This is a genomic window from Bacteroides togonis, from assembly GCF_900130135.1.
Taxonomy (GTDB): Bacteria; Bacteroidota; Bacteroidia; order Bacteroidales; family Bacteroidaceae; genus Bacteroides; species Bacteroides pullorum.
The window spans coordinates 2,365,101-2,385,475 of the sequence record NZ_LT670820.1 but is presented as its reverse complement, the minus strand read 5'-3'; the positions used below and the strand labels follow the sequence as shown (position 1 = coordinate 2,385,475).

The following is a 20,375-nucleotide window of genomic DNA, read 5'->3' as shown; positions in this document are numbered from 1 at the left end:
TGCCGGGGTCATGCAGCACTTCGTTAGGGGGCAAGGCAGTGCTTTGTTACCCACTGACACAGTGCTTCGTGGGGAGGCGTGCCAGTGCTTCGTGAGAGTCTGAGGAAGTGCGTCGTCATGTGTAGACGATGTATTTGCTTGTCTGGTGCCGATAATTCCTTGCTTTTTTATACCTTTGTCCGCATATCAGAACTATTCATGTGTTATCAGAGCAATATGGACAAGAAATACAACAAATTCTGGCTGGCGTTGGGTATCATCCTGCTCACGCTTATTTTGGACCAGGTCATCAAGATTGTGGTGAAAACAAATATGTATTATGGCCAGCACATTCCTGTTACCAATTGGTTCTACATCGCCTTTATCGAGAACAACGGTATGGCGTTTGGTATGCAGGTGATGCCTAAGGCTGTGCAGACGCTGATGCGACTGGTATTCTCAGGATTTATTTTGTGGTACATTTGGTTGCTGGTGAAGGCGCGCTTCAAGACGGGCTATATCGTTTGTATTTCGCTGATTTTTGCAGGTGCGGTAGGCAATGTCATCGACAGTATCTTCTACGGTGCCATCTTCAGTCAAAGTACGCCTATGGACATAGCCACGTTTGTACCGGCCGGACAGGGTTATGCCGACTGGCTGTATGGGCGTGTGGTGGACATGTTCTATTTCCCGCTGTTTGAGTTCGACTGGCCGTCGTGGATGCCTTTTGTGGGCGGGGAGCATTTCATTTTCTTCAGTCCCGTCTTCAACCTGGCCGATGCGGCCATCAGCTGCGGTACCATTGCCGTGCTGCTGTTCTATTCGCATACGTTCGGCGAGAGTTTTGCGCTGTTTAAGAAGAAAGATTGATTTCTTTTCTCTTTTTTTATAGATCCACGGCAATCCCCATCTTTTTCATGAGGAAGCAGGCGTTCATGTTCTGTGCCACGCCGGGGCGGAGGCGGTAGGAGAAGGTCAGCTCGTCGCCGGTGATGTCGGCCTCGAAGCGGAAATTGTCGATGCAGTCGGGGAAGCGGTCCTTCAGCGTGCCCAACAGCAGGTCGTGCGTGGCGATGATGCCGTTGGCCCGCAGACGCATCAGCTGCTGGACGAGGGCGAACGAACCCCGCTGCTTGTCGGCCGAGTTGGTACCCTTCAAAATTTCGTCGAGGATGATGAAGAGCTGCTCGCCGCTTTGCAGACGGTCGATGACGGACTTCAGCCGTTTCAGCTCGGCGAAGAAGTAGGATTCGTTGTCGCTGAGCGAGTCGGTGGTGCGCAGGCTCGTCATCAGCCGGGCAGGGTAGAGCGACATCCGTGCGGCACAGACGGGCGCGCCGATGCAGGCCAGCAGATAGTTCACGCCGATGGTGCGCAGGTAGGTGCTCTTGCCCGCCATGTTGGCCCCCGTGATGATGATGAAGGCGGGGCGGCGGCTCATGCGGATGTCGTTGCACACGCAGCGGTCGCGCGGGATGAGCGGATGGCCCATCGTCTCGGCCACCAGCTGGAAAGGCGTTTCCGTGTTGTCCGTCCCTGTGTTTGTGTCGCCCAGAATGTCGGGGTAGGAGTACCCCTCCGGATGGTTGTAGGCGAACGTGCTCAGCGAGCAGAGCGCATCCATCTCGCCGATGGCCTCCAGCCAGTGCGGCAGTTCGCCCGCATGGACTTCCTTCCACGCCTCGATGCGCATAATCTGCCACAGCTCCCAAAAGAAGCAGCCGTTCAGCACGGTGTACATCAGGTAATTGTTGCGCTGGTCCAGCTCGTTCATCAGCTTCACCAGACGCCGGATGGCCTGCGAGGCCTGTCGGCGGTCACCCCCAATCTTGTCTTTGACGACCCGCAGGAGCGGGGCTTCCATTGGCTCATCGTCCATCGTCTGCAGCAGCTTGGCATAGGTGCCCAGGATGCGGAGCTTCTGACCGTAGACGCTCTGCACCTTGGTAATCTGTCGCGTGAAGGCGAAGCTGGCCACTACGATGCCGAACCACAGGACGCCCCATACGTTGGCCGGCAGCATGCCCGTCACGACACCCGCCAGGCAGAGGAGGTTGACCGCCGTTACCATGTGGGGCAGCCGTCGCAGCAGGTTGCGGTTGCGGTAGCGGACGGGGCTTTGCGCCCACTCCAGCAGCTCGGCACGGTCGGCCGCCTGCCCCTTGTTCAGCAGGCCTAGGATGCGGAAGTGCTGGCGGAACGACGCCTTGGCCGCCAGCTCCTGCACGGCCTCCTGCCGGCGAATGATGGGTTCCCGCTTGTCTAGGTGGCAGGCCATCCACCCGGCCAGCTGTTCGCGTCCAAGGCGGGTACACGTGCGGTTGACGTACTGGAAGAGCGAGCGAGGGCCGAAGACGTCGAGGTCGTACGTATAGGGGTGGGCCGGGTCGGCAAACTCCTTGCCGTCGTCGAAGGCTGAGGTGTCCTGGTCGAGCGCGGCCAGCTCCTGGCGGTTCACCTCCACCCGTTTCTCCTGATAGTCCTTCCGCAGGAACAGGCGGTTGTGGTACTTCACCAGCAGCAGGAAGGGCAGCAGGCAGGCGGCCGTCACGGCATACATCAGCGCGCCCTGGCCCCACAGCCCTATCACCGCCGCCACGGCTCCGCCGAAAAGCAGCAGGCGCAGGGTGCCGGTGCGGTAAATCAGTCGTTGCGTCTTTGTCACTTCGCCGGCCGCGCGTTCGGCATCCTGCCGGTAGGCGGCGCGTATTTCGTTTTCGGTCATCATACTTGTTGGGTGTTAGTTTGTGCGGCAAAGGTATAAAAATACGGGCAAGTATCGTTCCAGCCTTTCCTCTTTATATTATTTTGGTCGCATTCTTGCAGATTTTTCTAAAATAACTTACCTTTATCTCGGAAAACCAATGAACCGAAGAGGAGATTGTTTTAATATGAAAAAATGGGTCGTGTTGCTGATGTTGCTGTGTGTCTCGGGGCTGTTTCTGCCCTGCGAGGCTCAACAGATTATGTATGCCAACCTGCGTGAACTGGTAGAATGTGAAGGTGATACGGTTACAACGTTGCGGGTAGAACGACGCAGTAGGAATCAGATACTGTTGATGGGCGGAGGCGACTACCGTATCGAAGCTGACGAAAACCGTGGCTTGAACCGCTATCTGCGTAAGCGTTGCTATGCGGTGCGGATTGATACAGCCCTCTACGTCAACTGCCGCAAGATGCGCTATAAACGCTACCGCTTCGGCAACTGCTATGCGGCCGCCATGCATGTGGGCGACAAGTTCTACTTCTGTGCCCAGCCTGTGGGACAGGCTGCTACAAGTACGGCCCAGTCGCCCGACGCCACGAAGCTGGGCGGCGAAGTGGGCGATGCCATTGCCGCATCGGCGCTGGTGGCCGCCCGTGTGTTCTACGAAATCAATCCCGAGACCGGCCGTGCCGAATTTGTAGGTAAGGACAAAATGATGGCTCTCCTTGAAGGCTATCCCGACTTGCAGGCAAACCTTCGCTTGGAACAGAGTGAGGCGGCCGATGTGATGGTGCGTTACCTGCAGGCGTTGCAACGTTTGGGCGAATAAGGAAACTTTTTTCTCTTTTTCTTGTCTTTTCTTCATTATTCCCAAATCTTTCCAGAAAGGCTGCTTTTCTTTGCTGTACGAAAACAAATGAAAAGATCGAATAAGTATTAAACCTAAAAAATGTACAGTTATGAAAAAGTTAGTTCTTTTATTAGTGAGTGTGTTCACCCTTCAGTTTGCATCAGCCGACAACGATAAACCGATCACTGTCGAGCAGCTTCCCGCCGTTGCACAGCAGTTTGTCAAGAAGCATTTCGCATCGGAGAAAGTGGCTTTTGCCAAGGAAGACTCCGAGTTGTTCGATACCTCTTACGAGGTGATGTTTGCCAACGGTGATAAGGTTGAGTTTAATAAGAAAGGTGAGTGGACCGATATTAAGTGTAAACATTCGCAGGTGCCTGCAGCAGTTGTGCCGCAAGCCATTCAGAAATTTGTCACTGATCGCTATCCCGATGCTAAAATCATCTCCTTGGAGAAAGACCGTTACTCTTACGAAGTGAAACTCAATAACCGCTGGGAGATTAAGTTCGACACAAAGTTCAATGTCATCGACATGGATTCTGACGATTGAAAAAATACTTTATGCACAAGTTGATTTGTGCACCTGTTTATTCTGTGAATGATGTGCAGCTGCTCCGTGCGGAGCGGCTGCTCTTTTTTTGAGCAAATTGTTATTATTATTAATTTTTTCAAAAAAGAGAGGAAACGCAATGAGGCGATTGGGTTTCCTTTCCGTATATTTGTAGCGTTTTATCGCTGAAAGCGGAATTATAACCCAAATTTTGGAAAGAGATGAGTGATAATGCAAAGCGCTCGGTGCCAAGAACCGAATTGAAAAAACGAATTGTAGAGACAGCGATGCAAGCCTTTAAGTCGCACGGCATAAAAAGCATCACGATGGATGACATTGCGGTGTCGTTAGGTATTTCCAAACGTACCCTTTACGAGGTATTTGCGAACAAAGAGATGCTCTTGGAAGCTTGTATACTGAAGGAGCGGGAAGACATGAAAGCCTATGTAGACGAAATGTTGGCAACGTCTGACCATGTTCTTGAGGTGCTGCTCAAGCTTTATTTGCATAGTATCGAACGTTTTCATGCCACTCATAAGAGTTTCTTTGAGGACTTGAAGAAATATCCGAAAGTCTATGAACTTTTCAAAAGCGACAAGAAACATGATTCGGCAGAAGCTGTCAGTTTTTTCGAGGAGGGTGTGAAGCAGGGAATCTTTCGCGATGATATTAATTTTGCCATAGTCAATCTGTTGGTGCATGAACAGATAGAACTTTTACTCAACACTGATATTTGCGAGAAATATTCTTTCCTGGAGGTTTATGAGTCCATCATGTTTACTTATCTCCGTGGTATCTCTACCGAGAAAGGGGCGCGTGAACTGGAAAAGTTCATCTGCGAATATCGGCGTACGCCGCAGGGATAGAATGAGAATATGGAGAAAAATGAGCTGAAGAAAGTAGGAGGGTTGGTGCTGGTGGTGATGGCTGCCTTGCTGTTGCTGCACTGGCTTCCTGCGACAGAGGTGGGAGGACACGCCCTGAGACGGGTGGATATCCTGGCCGACGTACGGCCTCCGCTGGTCCTTGCGGACGAACCAGATACGCTGGAAGTGCAGCTGCCTGTTGCCAAACCTGCGTTTGCCGATACTTGTCCATCGGGCAAGGTGTGCATCGAAGACTATAGCGACAGTACCCGTCGGGGAATGTCAGCCTTTTACGAAGCATTGGATGAACATGCACAGCGTCCGCGTCCTGTACGCATAGCCTATTTCGGCGATTCTTTTATTGAAGCAGATATCCTGACTGCCGATTTGCGGGCCATGCTCCAGCAGAAATATGGCGGATGTGGTGTGGGTTTTGTTCCCATTACTTCTCCCATCAACGGTTTCCGTCCTACGGTGGTCCACACTTTTGGAGGTTGGAACAGTCATGCGGCTACGGATTCCGTAGGTTTCGAGCGGAGCAGGCAGGGGATTTCGGGACATTATTTCTTTCCTTATGATGGCGCATATGTCGAACTCCGAGGGCAACGGAAGTATGCTTCTCGTCTGGACACCTGCCGTCAGGTCAGTGTCTTTTTCCGCAATACCGGGACGATGGATCTTTCGCTGAAGATAAATGGAGCAACGGCCTTGTCCCAATCGTTCGGACCTGAAGAGCAGATTCGCAAATGGAGCGTCGAGGGGCGTATCGGTACAGCCCGTTGGACGGTGAATGCAGCCGATTCTGCCGTGTTCTATGGCGTGGCAATGGATGACTTGTCGGGTATCGTGCTGGACAACTTTTCATTGCGCGGAATGTCCGGTCTTTCCTTGCGTTTTATTCCTCTTCAGACATTGAAAGAATTTAATGCCTTGCGTCCATACGACCTGATAGTGCTGCAATATGGGTTGAACGTGGCTACCGAACGGGGGCGCGACTACAACTATTATGTCGAAGGCATGACTACCGCTCTGAAGCATCTGAAGGAAGCTTTTCCGCAGGCTGCTATTCTGATTGTCAGTGTGGGCGACCGAGACTACAAGACCGAAGAAGGCGACCTGCGTACAATGCCTGGCATTCGTAACCTGGTGCGCTACCAACAGCGGCTGGCAGCTGACAACGGAGTCGCTTTCTGGAACTTGTTCGAGGCAATGGGAGGTAATGAAAGCATGGTAAAACTGGTGGAAGCGAATCCTGCCCAAGCCAATTACGACTATACACATATCAATTTCCGTGGAGGTAAATACTTGGCCGGTCTGCTTTACGAAGCTTTGGTCTATGGTAAGGAACAATATGACAGAAGACGTGCTTATGAATCGGAACCATAGTGCGAAATATCTGAACAGAATGACGTTGCGATGCAAGATGTTGTGTTTGTTGGCTGTCATGGGGCTGTGCCATCTGCGGGCTCAGGATGCACTGCCTCTGCAAGCTGTGGTAGATTGTGAAGCTGTTTCTTGCGATACGCTGTTTGCCTATGGACATCGTACCGATACCATTGATTGGTTGCCAGTCGTTTGGCCTTCGTCTTTTCGTATGCAGCAAGCTAATGTGTTGACTGACAGCTTGGGAATCCTTCATCCTTTTTGGGAGAAATTACGTCTGATGCGTGCCGGAGATGTTTCCGATACTGTTCGGGTGGTGCACGTCGGTGACAGTCATATTCGAGGACACATGTTGACGGATACAGTGGCTTCTCTCCTACGAAAGGTGTTTACAAATATGACTTATCGGGATTTTGGTATCAATGGGGCATTTTGTATTTCTTTTACTCGGAAAGAGCGTGTTGAAGCAATTGCGGCTCTTAAGCCCGATTTGCTCATTTTATCATTTGGCACCAATGAAAGTCATAATTACCGGTACAATACGGAGGTGCATTACCGGCAGATGGATGAGTTGGTGCGTATGCTTCGGGAACGGTTGCCCGATGTGCCCATGATGCTGACTACGCCGCCTGGGTCTTACGAAAGCAAACGTCGTGGAAGGGGGCGTCGAACGTATACAATCAATCCTCGTACTTCGGCCGTAGTAAAGAACATCATTCGTTTTGCTGATGCAAACGGACTGGCTGTCTGGGATTTGTATGATATTGCAGGCGGAGTGAAGAGGGCTTGCCTGAACTGGCAGGAAGCCGGACTGATGCGCCCCGACCATGTCCATTTCATGCCTGCCGGATATGCCTTGCAGGGTGAGTTACTTTACGAGGCTATCGTGAAAACTTATAATGCTTATGTGGAACATTGATACAATATTGACCTACCTTAACATCGATTGGTCCCGCTTGCGCGACGTTTTTTTGTACGATCCGCAGGCGCCTATGATTTTCAGCAGCGGTCTATTCCTTTGGTTGTTTGCAGCCTTTGTGGTTGTGTATCTACTTTTGCAAAGGCGCACTACCGCCCGTTTGCTGTTTGTCACCCTGTTTTCCTACTATTTCTACTACAAGAGCAGCGGTACGTACTTTTTTCTGCTGGCGTTGGTTACAGTCAGCGACTTTCTGATAGCTCGCTTCATGGAGCGGACGGCTGCGAGATGGAGACGTAAGTTGTGGGTCACATTGAGCCTGGTTATCAACTTGGGATTACTCTGTTACTTCAAGTACACCAATTTCTTTGGAGCGTGTTGGGCATCGTTTACGGGGGGACACTTTGATCCGCTGGATATTTTCTTGCCTGTGGGCATCTCATTCTTTACTTTCCAGTCGCTGAGTTATACGATTGACGTTTATCGGAAGGAAATTACTCCCCTCAGCAACTTACTCGACTATGCGTTCTACGTATCTTTCTTCCCTCAGCTGGTAGCGGGTCCCATCGTGCGTGCACGCGACTTCATTCCACAGATTCGCCGCCCGTTGTTCGTGTCGAACGAGATGTTCGGACGCGGAGTGTTCCTGATTATGGCAGGCTTGTTCAAGAAAGCCATTATATCCGACTATATCAGTGTGAATTTTGTGGAGCGAGTCTTCGACAATCCGTCTCTCTATTCGGGCGTGGAAAATCTGATGGCCGTCTACGGGTATGCCTTGCAGATTTATTGTGACTTTTCGGGTTATAGCGACATGGCGATAGGTATTGCCCTGTTGCTGGGCTTCCATTTCAATATCAACTTCGATTCGCCCTACAAGTCTGCCTCGATTACGGAATTCTGGCGACGTTGGCACATTTCTCTTTCCAGTTGGTTGCGCGACTATCTCTACATTTCGTTGGGCGGCAATCGTAAGGGGAAAATACGCCAGTATATGAACCTTATTATCACCATGTTTTTGGGTGGTTTGTGGCATGGCGCATCGTGGAATTTTGTACTTTGGGGCATTATGCACGGCGTGGCGCTGGCCTTGCATAAAGGCTGGATGGCATTGGTGGGCCGTCCGAAGGGGGAACGTCCGCATGGTATCCGCCGTTTCCTTGGCATGTTGGTAACCTTCCATTTTGTTTGTTTTTGCTGGATATTCTTTCGCCATGCCGAGTTCTCGCCGGCGGTCGATATGCTGAAGCAGATTGCTATGTCCTTCCGTCCGCAAGTCTTTCCGCAGCTCATTGTCGGTTATTGGGAAGTATTCGCCTTGATGGGGCTGGGCTATGTACTCCATTTCTTGCCCGACAGTTGGGAGAGGGGATGTACAAAAACAATAATCCGCCTCCCCCTGGTGGGAAAGGCGGTATTGTTGGTTGCTCTCATTTATCTGGTCATTCAGATGAAGAGTGCCGATGTACAGCCCTTCATCTATTTCCAATTCTGAGATTATTTTGCCTGTACGGAATCTGCCGGGGCGGTAAACACGTGCTTGGCGTAGTTCAGTCCGTCGCGGTCGTAAATCTTGGCGAGTGAGTTGAGTCGTTCCAGGAAGTTGCTGTATTCCTTCTTGCTCGGCTCGGTCCACTGTACCTCAGCCAGTGCGGCCATGCGCGGCAGGATCATGTATTCTACCTGCTGGGTCGAAGTCATGTATTCGGTCCATACATTGGCCTGTGCGCCTAGAATGTATTTGGCTTGCTCTTCATTGAGGCCCTCGGTGGGGTTGAAGCTGTACACTTGTTCTACAGGCAGATAGCCTCCGATAGCATCATAAGGTTCGTTCTCCTTGTCCTTGCTTTGGAAGTAGTCGAAGTAGCAGTAAGTGTTGGGAGTCATGATGACGTCGTGGCCCATTTGTGCAGCCTTGATACCTCCGGCCGATCCGCGCCATGACATGACGGTGGCGTTGGGAGCCAGGTCGCCTTCCAAAATTTCATCCCATCCGATGATCTGACGTCCGCGTTCGTTGAGGAACTTTTCGATGCGTGCGTTGCAGTAGCTTTGCAGGCGGTCTTCGGCCGAGTGGTTCTTGTCGGCTTTCAAGCCTTCCTTGCGGATGAGGGCCTGACATTTCGGACATTTCTGCCAGCGGGTACGTGGCGATTCGTCACCTCCGATGTGGATGTATTTCGACGGGAAGATGTCGATGATTTCGGTCATTACGTCTTCCAGGAAAGGAAGGGTCTTCTCATTACCGATGCAGAGCACATCCTCAAATACTCCCCATTCCGGACATACTTCGTATGGACCACCTGTACAACCCAGTTCAGGATAAGCGGCTAGTGCAGCCAGCATGTGGCCCGGCAGGTCGATTTCGGGAATGACGGTGATGTAGCGTTCCTGTGCATACTTTACGATTTCACGAGCTTCGTCTTGTGTGTAGAAGCCGCCATAAGGTGTGTTGTCATATTCACCAGAGTTGTGCCCGATGACCGTGCGTTTGCGGATGGATCCCACTTCGGTCAGTTTCGGATACTTCTTGATTTCGATTCGCCAGCCCTGGTCTTCAGTCAGGTGCCAATGCAGGGTATTCATGTTGTGCAGAGCCAGCAGGTCGATGTACTCCTTAATGAACTCTATGGGGAAGAAGTGGCGGCCTACGTCGAGGTGCATGCCTCGGTAGCCAAAGCGTGGTTGGTCTTCCACTTTGCCGGCGGGCAGCAAGATGTCGGCATCGGTAGCTTGAGCGGGGATCGACTTGCGGAGCGTCTGGATGCCGTAGAATACGCCGTTGGCTGTCTGTCCGCAGATACTGATACCATCGGCTTGGGTTGTCAGGCGATAACCTTCAGCATTGGCGATGCTTGAATCCAGGCTCAGGACAATCGCTTTGCTGGGCTTTTCTCCGTTTTCGATGGCTTTGGTTTTCAACGTGTAGCCTGTAGCTTCGGCGATGTATTCAGCCAGGAATTCTGCATTACGCTTCAGCAGGTCATTGTCCTTCGGATAGGCGATGACAGTGTTTTTGCTTAGTTTGAACGGATTTTCTTGCGAAATAGTGATTTCCTGCGGCAACGGGATGACGTCATACGACGTTGCCTGCTGCTCGTTGGAGCTACATGCGGCAAGAACGCATGCCACAAAGGGTACGAATAGCTTTTTCATGGTCTTGTTGATTAATACTGGGGTTATTGATTAAAAAGATATTTCGTTTGCAAAGATAAGAAAAACCTTTTGAGAGGGCGCTCTTTGGGAATGCAATAACTTGTTTTTTCGGCTCTTTTCGTTGCAGAAAACATATTTTTCTCTTGTCGGCTTATCGGATTTCATGGTTTTATTTTCTTAAAGCACCGTTTTCCTCTTCTTAAATCATCGTTTTCCCCTCCCTAAATCATCGTTTTCTTGTTTTGTTCGCATAGAACTTACCTGTAGTTGTAATTGTACCGCGCGCGCTCATGCGCATGAAATATTATAATGTGTGGTCATTTCATCTTGTGCATTTCGTCTTTGAAAATCCTGCTATAAAACATACTTGTAAATCAGCTATTTGCGAAAAAAGTTAGAAAAATCATCGAAAAAAATCGTTTGTAAGCTTGCAGTTATCTGAATAAGCTGTACTTTTGCACCCGCTTTCGGAAACGAAGCGGTGATACTTGACATGCTGTTGCAGGTGATTTTTGATGAAGTTGTCCTTTAGCGGCAAGTGACTTTCCCGCCTTTCGCATGAGAGAGGCCCAAGCGGAGAGCTCCTTCCCTCTGAGGTCTTCGAAAAAACTTTCGAAAAAAACTTCTCAAAACATTTGGTAGTTTGAAAATAACTCCTTACCTTTGCACCCGCTTTTGAGAAGTGAATCTCGAAGCTGAGCTTCGAAAAAAAACTTCGAAAAAAAGTTCCGCAAAAATTTGGAGGATATACGAAAAACTCCTTACCTTTGCAACCGCTTTCCGATAAAAACGGAGAGCATCAAGAAGAGCGATCTTTGAAGAGATTTACATAAACAATACAGTAGTACAAGAGCAAAACTGGAAACAGTTTTGGGTAAAAAAAAGAACCGTCAATACTTATATATATAGGTAATGAGCTTTTGATCCGTAATCCTGACAGAGTAACAACTTACTTGGATATCATTTGATATTCAGGTGTTAAAGATACTTTTACAATGAAGAGTTTGATCCTGGCTCAGGATGAACGCTAGCTACAGGCTTAACACATGCAAGTCGAGGGGCAGCGGAATTGTAGCAATACAATTGCCGGCGACCGGCGCACGGGTGAGTAACACGTATCCAACCTTCCGGTTACTCGGGGATAGCCTTTCGAAAGAAAGATTAATACCCGATAGTATAAAATTTCCGCATGGTTTTCTTATTAAAGATTCATCGGTAACCGATGGGGATGCGTTCCATTAGATAGTAGGCGGGGTAACGGCCCACCTAGTCGACGATGGATAGGGGTTCTGAGAGGAAGGTCCCCCACATTGGAACTGAGACACGGTCCAAACTCCTACGGGAGGCAGCAGTGAGGAATATTGGTCAATGGGCGAGAGCCTGAACCAGCCAAGTAGCGTGAAGGATGACTGCCCTATGGGTTGTAAACTTCTTTTATACGGGAATAACACGCGGCACGTGTGCCGCTCTGCATGTACCGTATGAATAAGCATCGGCTAACTCCGTGCCAGCAGCCGCGGTAATACGGAGGATGCGAGCGTTATCCGGATTTATTGGGTTTAAAGGGAGCGTAGACGGGTCCTTAAGTCAGTTGTGAAAGTTTGCGGCTCAACCGTAAAATTGCAGTTGATACTGGGGACCTTGAGTGCGGCAGAGGCAGGCGGAATTCGTGGTGTAGCGGTGAAATGCTTAGATATCACGAAGAACTCCGATTGCGAAGGCAGCTTGCTGGACCGTAACTGACGTTGATGCTCGAAAGTGCGGGTATCAAACAGGATTAGATACCCTGGTAGTCCGCACAGTAAACGATGAATACTCGCTGTTGGCGATATACTGCCAGCGGCCAAGCGAAAGCGTTAAGTATTCCACCTGGGGAGTACGCCGGCAACGGTGAAACTCAAAGGAATTGACGGGGGCCCGCACAAGCGGAGGAACATGTGGTTTAATTCGATGATACGCGAGGAACCTTACCCGGGCTTGAACTGCAGCGGAATGGTTTGGAAACAGATCAGCGAGCAATCGCCGCTGTGGAGGTGCTGCATGGTTGTCGTCAGCTCGTGCCGTGAGGTGTCGGCTTAAGTGCCATAACGAGCGCAACCCTTACCGATAGTTGCCATCAGGTAACGCTGGGGACTCTATCGGGACTGCCGTCGTAAGATGTGAGGAAGGTGGGGATGACGTCAAATCAGCACGGCCCTTACGTCCGGGGCTACACACGTGTTACAATGGGGGGTACAGCAGGCCGCTACCGGGCGACCGGATGCCAATCCCTAAAACCCCTCTCAGTTCGGACTGGAGTCTGCAACCCGACTCCACGAAGCTGGATTCGCTAGTAATCGCGCATCAGCCACGGCGCGGTGAATACGTTCCCGGGCCTTGTACACACCGCCCGTCAAGCCATGAAAGCCGGGGGTACCTGAAGTGCGTAACCGCAAGGAGCGCCCTAGGGTAAAACTGGTGATTGGGGCTAAGTCGTAACAAGGTAGCCGTACCGGAAGGTGCGGCTGGAACACCTCCTTTCTGGAGCGGTTACGGATAAAAGGTTCTATTTTTATTACATAAGAACCTCTTGTACTAAGGTTTTGTTTATTAAAGATATAAGCGAGAAAAGTAGAAGCCGGGCCGAAAGGCTGGGGTTTGACTGACAGTCCTATAGCTCAGTTGGTTAGAGCGCTACACTGATAATGTAGAGGTCGGCAGTTCAACTCTGCCTGGGACTACTCCGATTGGGGGATTAGCTCAGCTGGCTAGAGCACCTGCTTTGCAAGCAGGGGGTCAACGGTTCGAATCCGTTATTCTCCACTTAAGGAATAAAAGGATGGGCGCAGCCAATCCTTTCCGCGACACGGTCGCGGGAATATTCCGACGATCTATGACATGTTGTAACAGAAAAAGTAAAGTTAAAGCTGAAAGTATATTCCGTCCGTAGCCGCAAGGCTTGGACGTGAAACGGCAAAAAAGCAAGAAAGGGCACATGGCGGATGCCTTGGCTCTCGGAGGCGATGAAGGACGTGATAAGCTGCGATAAGCTGCGGGTAGGTGCAAATGACCTTTGATCCGCGGATTTCCGAATGGGACAACCCAATGTCTTGAAGAGACATTATCCCGCAATGCGGGAGGCTAACGCAGGGAACTGAAACATCTTAGTACCTGCAGGAAGAGAAAATAAATAATGATTCCCCTAGTAGTGGCGAGCGAACGGGGAAGAGCCCAAACCAGATATGTTACGGCATATCTGGGGTTGTAGGACCGCGCCGTTGCAAGAAATCTCGTGAGTGGAACCTTCTGGAAAGTAGGTCCATAGAGGGTGACAGGCCCGTACACGAAGCGAGACGAAGCATAGCGGTATCCTGAGTAGCGCGGAGCACGAGGAATTCTGCGTGAATCTGCCGGGACCATCCGGTAAGGCTAAATACTCCCGAGAGACCGATAGTGAACCAGTACTGTGAAGGAAAGGTGAAAAGCACTTCGAACAGAAGAGTGAAATAGTACCTGAAACCATGTGCCTACAAGCGGTCGGAGCGCGTAAGCGTGACGGCGTGCCTTTTGCATAATGAACCTACGAGTTGCTTTTTCCGGCAAGGTTAAGGGTCTAGAGACCTGTAGCCGAAGCGAAAGCGAGTCTGAACAGGGCGTACAGTCGGAAGGAGCAGACGCGAAACCAAGTGATCTACCCTTGGCCAGGCTGAAGGATGGGTAACACCATCTGGAGGGCCGAACCAATAAGCGTTGAAAAGCTTCTGGATGAGCTGAGGGTGGGGGTGAAAGGCTAATCAAACTTGGAGATAGCTCGTACTCCCCGAAATGCATTTAGGTGCAGCCTTGACTTATACTGACGTGAGGTAGAGCGACTGATAAGATGCGAGGGCTTCACCGCCTATCAAGTCTTGACAAACTCCGAATGCGCGTCAGTTTTATGTCAGGAGTGAGGGCATGGGTGCTAAGGTCCATGTCCGAGAGGAGAACAATCCGGACCAACAGCTAAGGTCCCGAAATGAATACTAAGTTGAACTAACGAAGTCAGATTGCTAAGACAGCTAGGATGTTGGCTTGGAAGCAGCCATTCATTTAAAGAGTGCGTAACAGCTCACTAGTCGAGGAGTTTGGCGTGGATAATAATCGGGCATAAGTATTCTACCGAAGCTTTGGAATCATTCATGATTGGTAGGGGAGCATTCCACTCTGCGTTGAAGGCGTACCGCGAGGTATTCTGGAGCGTGTGGAAAAGCAAATGTAGGTATAAGTAACGATAAGGCAGGCGAGAAACCTGCCCGCCGCAAGACTAAGGTTTCCTGATCAACGCTAATCGGATCAGGGTAAGTCGGGTCCTAAGGCTCAGCCGAACGGCGAGGCCGATGGCAGAACCGGTTAATATTCCGGTACTACCGAATGGAGTGACGTGGGGACGGAGTCGTGACAGTGCCGCCGGCTGACGGAATAGCCGGTTAAAGGGTGTAGATGTTGATTGCTGCAGGCAAATCCGCAGCGAGAGTCGAACCTGACAGTATGGAGCGTCCTTCGGGACAATCCAATAGCGCACGTAAGCATACTCCCGAGAAAATCCGCTAAACTTAATCCTTTCGGTACCCGTACCGCAAACGGACACACGTAGTCGGGTTGAATATACTAAGGCGCTTGAGTGAATCACGGTTAAGGAACTAGGCAAACTGACCCTGTAACTTCGGGATAAAGGGTCCTCCAGCGATGGAGGCGCAGAGAATCGGTCCAGGCAACTGTTTAACAAAAACACAGGGCTGTGCAAAATTGAAAGATGAAGTATACAGCCTGACACCTGCCCGGTGCTGGAAGGTTAAGAGGAGACGTCATCGCAAGAGAAGCGTTGAATTGAAGCCCCAGTAAACGGCGGCCGTAACTATAACGGTCCTAAGGTAGCGAAATTCCTTGTCGGGTAAGTTCCGACCTGCACGAATGGTGTAATGATCTGGACGCTGTCTCAACCGTGAGCTCAGTGAAATTGTAGTATCGGTGAAGATGCCGATTACCCGCGATGGGACGAAAAGACCCCGTGAACCTTTACTATAGCTTAACATTGAATTTGGGCAGACGATGTGTAGGATAGGCCGGAGGCTATGAAGCGGTGACGCCAGTCATCGTGGAGCCGCCGTTGAAATACGGCCCTTCGGTTGTTTGAGTTCTAACTCCTGGCTAGGAGGACACTGTTTGGTGGGTAGTTTGACTGGGGTGGTCGCCTCCAAAAGCGTAACGGAGGCTTCTAAAGGTGCCCTCAGGACGATCGGTAACCGTCCGCAGAGTGTAATGGCATAAGGGCGCTTGACTGGGAGACATACAAGTCGATCAGGTAGGAAACTAGAGCATAGTGATCCGGTGTTTCTGTATGGAAAGGACATCGCTCAAAGGATAAAAGGTACTCCGGGGATAACAGGCTGATCCCTCCCAAGAGCTCATATCGACGGAGGGGTTTGGCACCTCGATGTCGGCTCGTCACATCCTGGGGCTGGAGAAGGTCCCAAGGGTTGGGCTGTTCGCCCATTAAAGTGGCACGCGAGCTGGGTTCAGAACGTCGTGAGACAGTTCGGTCTCTATCTATCGTGGGCGTATGAAATTTGCGTGGCTCTGACACTAGTACGAGAGGACCGTGTTGGACTGACCTCTGGTTTACCGGTTGTGCCGCCAGGTGCATTGCCGGGTATCTAAGTCGGGATCGGATAAGCGCTGAAAGCATCTAAGTGCGAAGCCGGCCACAAGATTAGATTTCTTAGGGTCGTCAAAGACGATGACGTTGATAGGACGCAGGTGTAAAGGTGGTGACACCAAAGCCGAGCGTTACTAATTGCCCGTAAGCTTTTATGTCGGTCCTTTTGGACGGTATATACGTTCAGCATTTATTTTTTCTGTCTTCATGTCAACCTTATTCAGGTGGCTATAGCACCGGGGTTCCACCTCTTCCCATTCCGAACAGAGAAGTTAAGCCCGGTCACGCCGATGGTACTGCGTAACAGTGGGAGATTAGGTCGCCGCCGTTTTCCTTCAGAAGTCCTCCGTAACAATCCTGTTACGGGGGACTTTGTTTTTTATGCCCGCCGGGAGAATCCCTATCGAATCCCTATCCCTTTCATGCAGTGCTCGCTTATCCGCTCACGCAGTGCTTTCTGGCTTCCTTATGAAGTGCTTCGTCATATCCACACGCAGTGCTTCGTTGCACCCTCATACTGCGCTTCGTTGCATCTTCTGAAAGTATCTCCTTATGAAGGTTGAACTATTTTTTATTCTTCATAAATTATTCTGCTTATTTTTCGAAGATTTTTCATTTTAATTGTAGCCATGTGCCATTTTGTGATTTTTTATGATATTTGTGTACTTTGTGAAAAAATATGAATGGAAGAATTTATGAACTTTTTGTTTATTCTCTGTCTTATTATTTAGCATCTTTTATCACAATATTTCTTTATACTATAAGTATTTATTGGTAATTTCGGGCAATTTTTTACAGAATGTAAGTAATTGATTATAAATTATTGATATGGAAAATTTAAATATTGCACTTCTGCTGATGGTGGTGGGCATGGCTACTGTGTTTGCTATTCTTCTGATTGTCATCTATTTGGGAAAGGCGATGATTGCACTTGTCAACAAGTATGCGCCCGAAGAGGCGGCGGCTGCCAAGAAGGAAGGTCCCGCTCCGATACCGGCCAACATCATGGCGGCCATCAGTGCCGCGGTTGCCGTAGTGACACACGACAAAGGCAAGGTGACGAAGGTGGAGAAACTGAGATAAAAAAACACATTATTCATATTTTTACAGAATAGAATCAACGATGAAAAGAGAAATTAAGTTCAGCTTGGTCTTCAGGGACATGTGGCAGAGCGCCGGTAAGTATGTTCCCCGCGTTGACCAGCTGGTGAAGGTGGCTCCCGCCATTGTGGAGATGGGCTGCTTTGCCCGCGTGGAAACCAACGGCGGCGGCTTCGAACAAGTGAATCTGCTTTTTGGAGAAAACCCGAATAAGGCCGTGCGTGCCTGGACGAAACCTTTCCATGAAGCCGGCATACAGACACACATGCTGGACCGTGCGCTGAACGGCCTCCGCATGAGCCCCGTACCTGCCGACGTGCGCAAGCTCTTCTATAAGGTAAAGAAGGCGCAGGGCACTGACATCACCCGCACGTTCTGCGGACTGAACGACGTGCGCAACATCATCCCCTCCATCGGCTACGCCCACGAGGCCGGCATGATTTCGCAATGCTCGCTCTGTATCACCCACTCGCCGGTACACACGGTGGAATACTACGTCAACATGGCCAAGCAGCTCATCGAGGCAGGTGCCGACGAAATCTGCATCAAGGACATGGCGGGCATCGGACGCCCCGTGACGCTGGGCAAGATTGTGGCCGGCATCAAGCAGATCAAGGACATCCCCATCCAGTATCACAGCCATGCGGGCCCCGGCTTCAACATGGCCAGCATCCTGGCCGTCTGCGAAGCCGGATGCGACTACATCGACGTGGGCATGGAGCCGTTGTCGTGGGGTACGGGTCACGCCGACCTGCTCAGCGTGCAGGCCATGCTGAAGGACGCCGGCTATCAGGTGCCCGAAATCAACATGGAGGCCTACATGAAGGTGCGCGCCCTCATCCAGGAGTTCATGGACGACTTCCTGGGCCTGTACATCTCGCCGCGTAACCGTCTGATGAACTCCCTGCTCATCGGTCCGGGTCTGCCGGGCGGCATGATGGGCTCGCTGATGGCCGACCTGGAGACGAATCTCGAAAGCATCAACAAATACAAGGCCAAGCACAACCTGCCCTTCATGAAGCAGGACGAGCTGCTCATCAAGCTCTTCAACGAAGTGGCTTACGTATGGCCGCGCGTGGGTTATCCTCCCTTGGTGACTCCCTTCAGCCAGTACGTCAAGAACCTGGCCATGATGAACGTCATCGCCATGGAGAAGGGCAAGGAGCGCTGGGGCATGATTGCCGACGACATCTGGGACATGATTCTGGGCAAGGCCGGAAAGCTGCCGGGCGAGCTGGCTCCCGAAATCGTGGAGAAGGCCGAACGCGAGGGACGCAAGTTCTTCACTGGCAACCCGCAGGACAACTATCCCGACTGCCTGGACAAGTACCGCAAGATGATGAAGGAGAAGAAATGGGATACGGGCGAAGACGACGAAGAACTCTTCGAATATGCCATGCACCCCGCCCAGTATGAGGCCTACAAGAGCGGAAAGGCCAAGGAAGACTTCCTGGCCGACGTGGAGAAGCGCCGCGCCGAGCAGAACAGCACGCCGGCTGACGACGCCAAACCCAAGACCCTGACCGTACAGGTGGACGGACAATCCTATCGCGTGACCGTGGCTTATGGCGACATCGACCTGCCCGCATCGGCTACCGAGAAGGTGGCTCCCTCGGGCGAAGGCGAGCCGGTGGTGGCTCCGCTGGAAGGCAAGTTCTTCCTGACCAAGAACACGCAGGAGACACCGCTCAAGGTGGGCGACCGCGTGAAGAAGGGCGACCTGCTGTGCTACATCGAGGCCATGAAGACCTACAACGCCATCCGTAGCGACGTGGAGGGCACCGTGACCGCCATCTGCCAGAATCCGGGTGACTCAGTATCAGAAGACGACGTATTAATGAAGATAGGATAATGGAAGATATATTTGGAAAACTCTATGACATGACGGCGTTCAGCAACATCATTGCCGACCCGTCGTTCCTCGTGATGTATGCCATTGCCTTCATCCTGCTCTACCTGGGCATCAAGAAGCACTACGAGCCGTTGCTGCTGGTGCCCATCGCCTTCGGTGTGCTCATCGCCAACTTTCCGGGCGGCGAAATGGGCGTCATCCAGGCCGACGAGAATGGTATGGTAATGGTGAACGGGGTGATGAAGAACATCTGGGAAATGCCTCTGCACGAGATTGCCCACGAGCTGGGACTGATGAACTTCATCTACTACATGCTGATCAAGACCGGTTTCCTGCCGCCCGTCATCTTCATGGGTGTGGGTGCGCTGACCGACTTCGGCCCCATGCTCCGCAACCTGCGCCTGTCCATCTTCGGCGCGGCCGCCCAGCTGGGTATCTTTACGGTGCTGCTCTGCGCCGTGCTGATGGGCTTCACACCTAAGGAAGCCGCCGCCTTGGGTATCATCGGCGGTGCCGACGGCCCGACGGCCATCTTCACCACCATCAAGCTGGCTCCCCACCTGCTGGGCCCCATCGCCATCGCGGCCTACTCGTACATGGCTCTGGTGCCGGTCATCATCCCGCTGGTTGTGAAGCTGCTCTGCACCAAGAAGGAGCTGATGATCAACATGAAGGAGCAGGAGAAGCTCTACCCGTCGAAGACCGAAATCAAGAACCTGCGCGTATTGAAGATTATCTTCCCGATAGCCGTGACGACCATCGTGGCCCTGTTTGTGCCCACGGCCGTGCCTCTGATCGGTATGCTGATGTTCGGTAACCTCATCAAGGAAATCGGTTCGGACACAAGCCGCCTGTTCGACGCCGCCGCCAACAGCATCATGAATGCCGCCACTATCTTCCTGGGCCTCAGTGTGGGTGCCACGATGACGAGCGAGGCTTTCCTGAACTGGACGACCATCGGCATCGTAGCCGGAGGTTTCCTGGCCTTTGCCCTGTCCATCTCGGGCGGTATCCTGTTCGTGAAGCTGATGAACCTCTTCTCGAAGAAGAAGATCAATCCGCTGATTGGTGCGACGGGCTTGAGCGCCGTGCCTATGGCAAGCCGCGTGTGCAACGAGATTGCCACGAAGTACGACCCGAAGAACCACGTGCTGAACTACTGTATGTCCAGCAACATCTCGGGTGTCATCGGTTCGGCCGTGGCTGCCGGTGTGCTCATCTCTTTCTTAGGATAAGAGTAATGCTTATAAAGTAAGGAAGTGTATCTTTAGATATTAATATATAAATGTAGAGGTGTGTCGAGTGAATTCGAAAGAAGACAGTTGGACACACCTCTAT

The 20,375-nt window shown here is 51.4% G+C and carries 12 protein-coding genes, 2 tRNA genes and 3 rRNA genes; 15 read left to right on the top strand and 2 right to left on the bottom strand.

Translation table 11 applies throughout. The features are described 5' to 3' along the window. The first annotated feature begins 216 nt into the window (after nt 1-216). Nucleotides 217-849 (top strand): lipoprotein signal peptidase, encoded by a 633-nt coding sequence (locus tag BQ8005_RS10135; RefSeq protein ID WP_075319124.1) that lies wholly within the window; start codon nt 217-219, stop codon nt 847-849. Nucleotides 850-865: 16 nt separating this feature from the next. Here BQ8005_RS10135 and BQ8005_RS10130 read toward each other — a convergent pair whose 3' ends face one another. Continuing rightward, nucleotides 866-2,707, bottom strand: a complete 1,842-nt coding sequence (locus BQ8005_RS10130; RefSeq protein WP_075317964.1) for a MutS family DNA mismatch repair protein — start codon at nt 2,705-2,707, stop codon at nt 866-868. A 163-nt stretch (nt 2,708-2,870) separates the two neighbouring features. On the opposite strand from BQ8005_RS10130, the gene BQ8005_RS10125 reads away from it, so the two are divergent. The 6 genes from BQ8005_RS10125 to BQ8005_RS10100 all read left to right on the top strand — a co-directional run bounded on the left by BQ8005_RS10125 (nt 2,871) and on the right by BQ8005_RS10100 (nt 8,749). Beyond that, a complete protein-coding gene (locus tag BQ8005_RS10125; RefSeq protein WP_075317963.1) occupies nt 2,871-3,515 on the top strand; it encodes a DUF6563 family protein in 645 nt (214 codons plus the stop codon). Between the two features lie 130 nt (nt 3,516-3,645). Then, on the top strand, nt 3,646-4,086 hold the full coding sequence (locus BQ8005_RS10120) for a PepSY-like domain-containing protein (protein WP_021846276.1): 441 nt from the start codon (nt 3,646-3,648) through the stop codon (nt 4,084-4,086). A 221-nt stretch (nt 4,087-4,307) separates the two neighbouring features. Continuing rightward, nucleotides 4,308-4,952, top strand: coding sequence for a TetR/AcrR family transcriptional regulator (locus BQ8005_RS10115; protein ID WP_075317962.1), 645 nt, complete (start codon nt 4,308-4,310; stop codon nt 4,950-4,952). A gap of 9 nt (nt 4,953-4,961) precedes the next feature. Then, the gene (locus BQ8005_RS10110) at nt 4,962-6,338 is read left to right on the top strand and encodes an SGNH/GDSL hydrolase family protein (RefSeq protein ID WP_075317961.1); all 1,377 of its coding nucleotides are present in this window, start codon (nt 4,962-4,964) and stop codon (nt 6,336-6,338) included. Then, nucleotides 6,322-7,254, top strand: coding sequence for an SGNH/GDSL hydrolase family protein (locus BQ8005_RS10105; RefSeq protein WP_234984029.1), 933 nt, complete (start codon nt 6,322-6,324; stop codon nt 7,252-7,254). Before BQ8005_RS10110 ends, BQ8005_RS10105 begins: the two co-directional genes overlap by 17 nt. Next, nucleotides 7,241-8,749, top strand: coding sequence for an MBOAT family O-acyltransferase (locus tag BQ8005_RS10100; protein WP_075317960.1), 1,509 nt, complete (start codon nt 7,241-7,243; stop codon nt 8,747-8,749). Before BQ8005_RS10105 ends, BQ8005_RS10100 begins: the two co-directional genes overlap by 14 nt. A gap of 2 nt (nt 8,750-8,751) precedes the next feature. Here BQ8005_RS10100 and BQ8005_RS10095 read toward each other — a convergent pair whose 3' ends face one another. Further along, on the bottom strand, nt 8,752-10,410 hold the full coding sequence (locus BQ8005_RS10095) for a beta-N-acetylhexosaminidase (RefSeq protein ID WP_075317959.1): 1,659 nt from the start codon (nt 10,408-10,410) through the stop codon (nt 8,752-8,754). Between the two features lie 992 nt (nt 10,411-11,402). Between BQ8005_RS10095 and BQ8005_RS10090 the strand changes: the two genes are divergently transcribed. The 8 genes from BQ8005_RS10090 to BQ8005_RS10055 all read left to right on the top strand — a co-directional run bounded on the left by BQ8005_RS10090 (nt 11,403) and on the right by BQ8005_RS10055 (nt 20,272). After that, nucleotides 11,403-12,930 (top strand): 16S ribosomal RNA (locus BQ8005_RS10090). A gap of 126 nt (nt 12,931-13,056) precedes the next feature. After that, nucleotides 13,057-13,130, top strand: a tRNA-Ile gene (locus tag BQ8005_RS10085). Between the two features lie 8 nt (nt 13,131-13,138). After that, nucleotides 13,139-13,212, top strand: a tRNA-Ala gene (locus BQ8005_RS10080). Between the two features lie 152 nt (nt 13,213-13,364). Then, nucleotides 13,365-16,242 (top strand): 23S ribosomal RNA (locus BQ8005_RS10075). Between the two features lie 62 nt (nt 16,243-16,304). Beyond that, nucleotides 16,305-16,415: ribosomal RNA gene (gene rrf / locus BQ8005_RS10070) — 5S ribosomal RNA — on the top strand. Together the 16S, 23S and 5S rRNA genes with 2 tRNA genes alongside form the textbook arrangement of a ribosomal RNA operon. Nucleotides 16,416-16,912: 497 nt before the next feature. Next, entirely contained in the window at nt 16,913-17,167 is a 255-nt protein-coding gene (locus tag BQ8005_RS10065) for an OadG family protein (protein ID WP_075317958.1), read from the top strand. Nucleotides 17,168-17,207: 40 nt separating this feature from the next. Beyond that, a complete protein-coding gene (locus BQ8005_RS10060) occupies nt 17,208-19,037 on the top strand; it encodes a biotin/lipoyl-containing protein (protein ID WP_075317957.1) in 1,830 nt (609 codons plus the stop codon). Continuing rightward, nucleotides 19,037-20,272, top strand: a complete 1,236-nt coding sequence (locus tag BQ8005_RS10055) for a sodium ion-translocating decarboxylase subunit beta (protein ID WP_075317956.1) — start codon at nt 19,037-19,039, stop codon at nt 20,270-20,272. Before BQ8005_RS10060 ends, BQ8005_RS10055 begins: the two co-directional genes overlap by 1 nt. Nucleotides 20,273-20,375 lie beyond the last annotated feature (103 nt).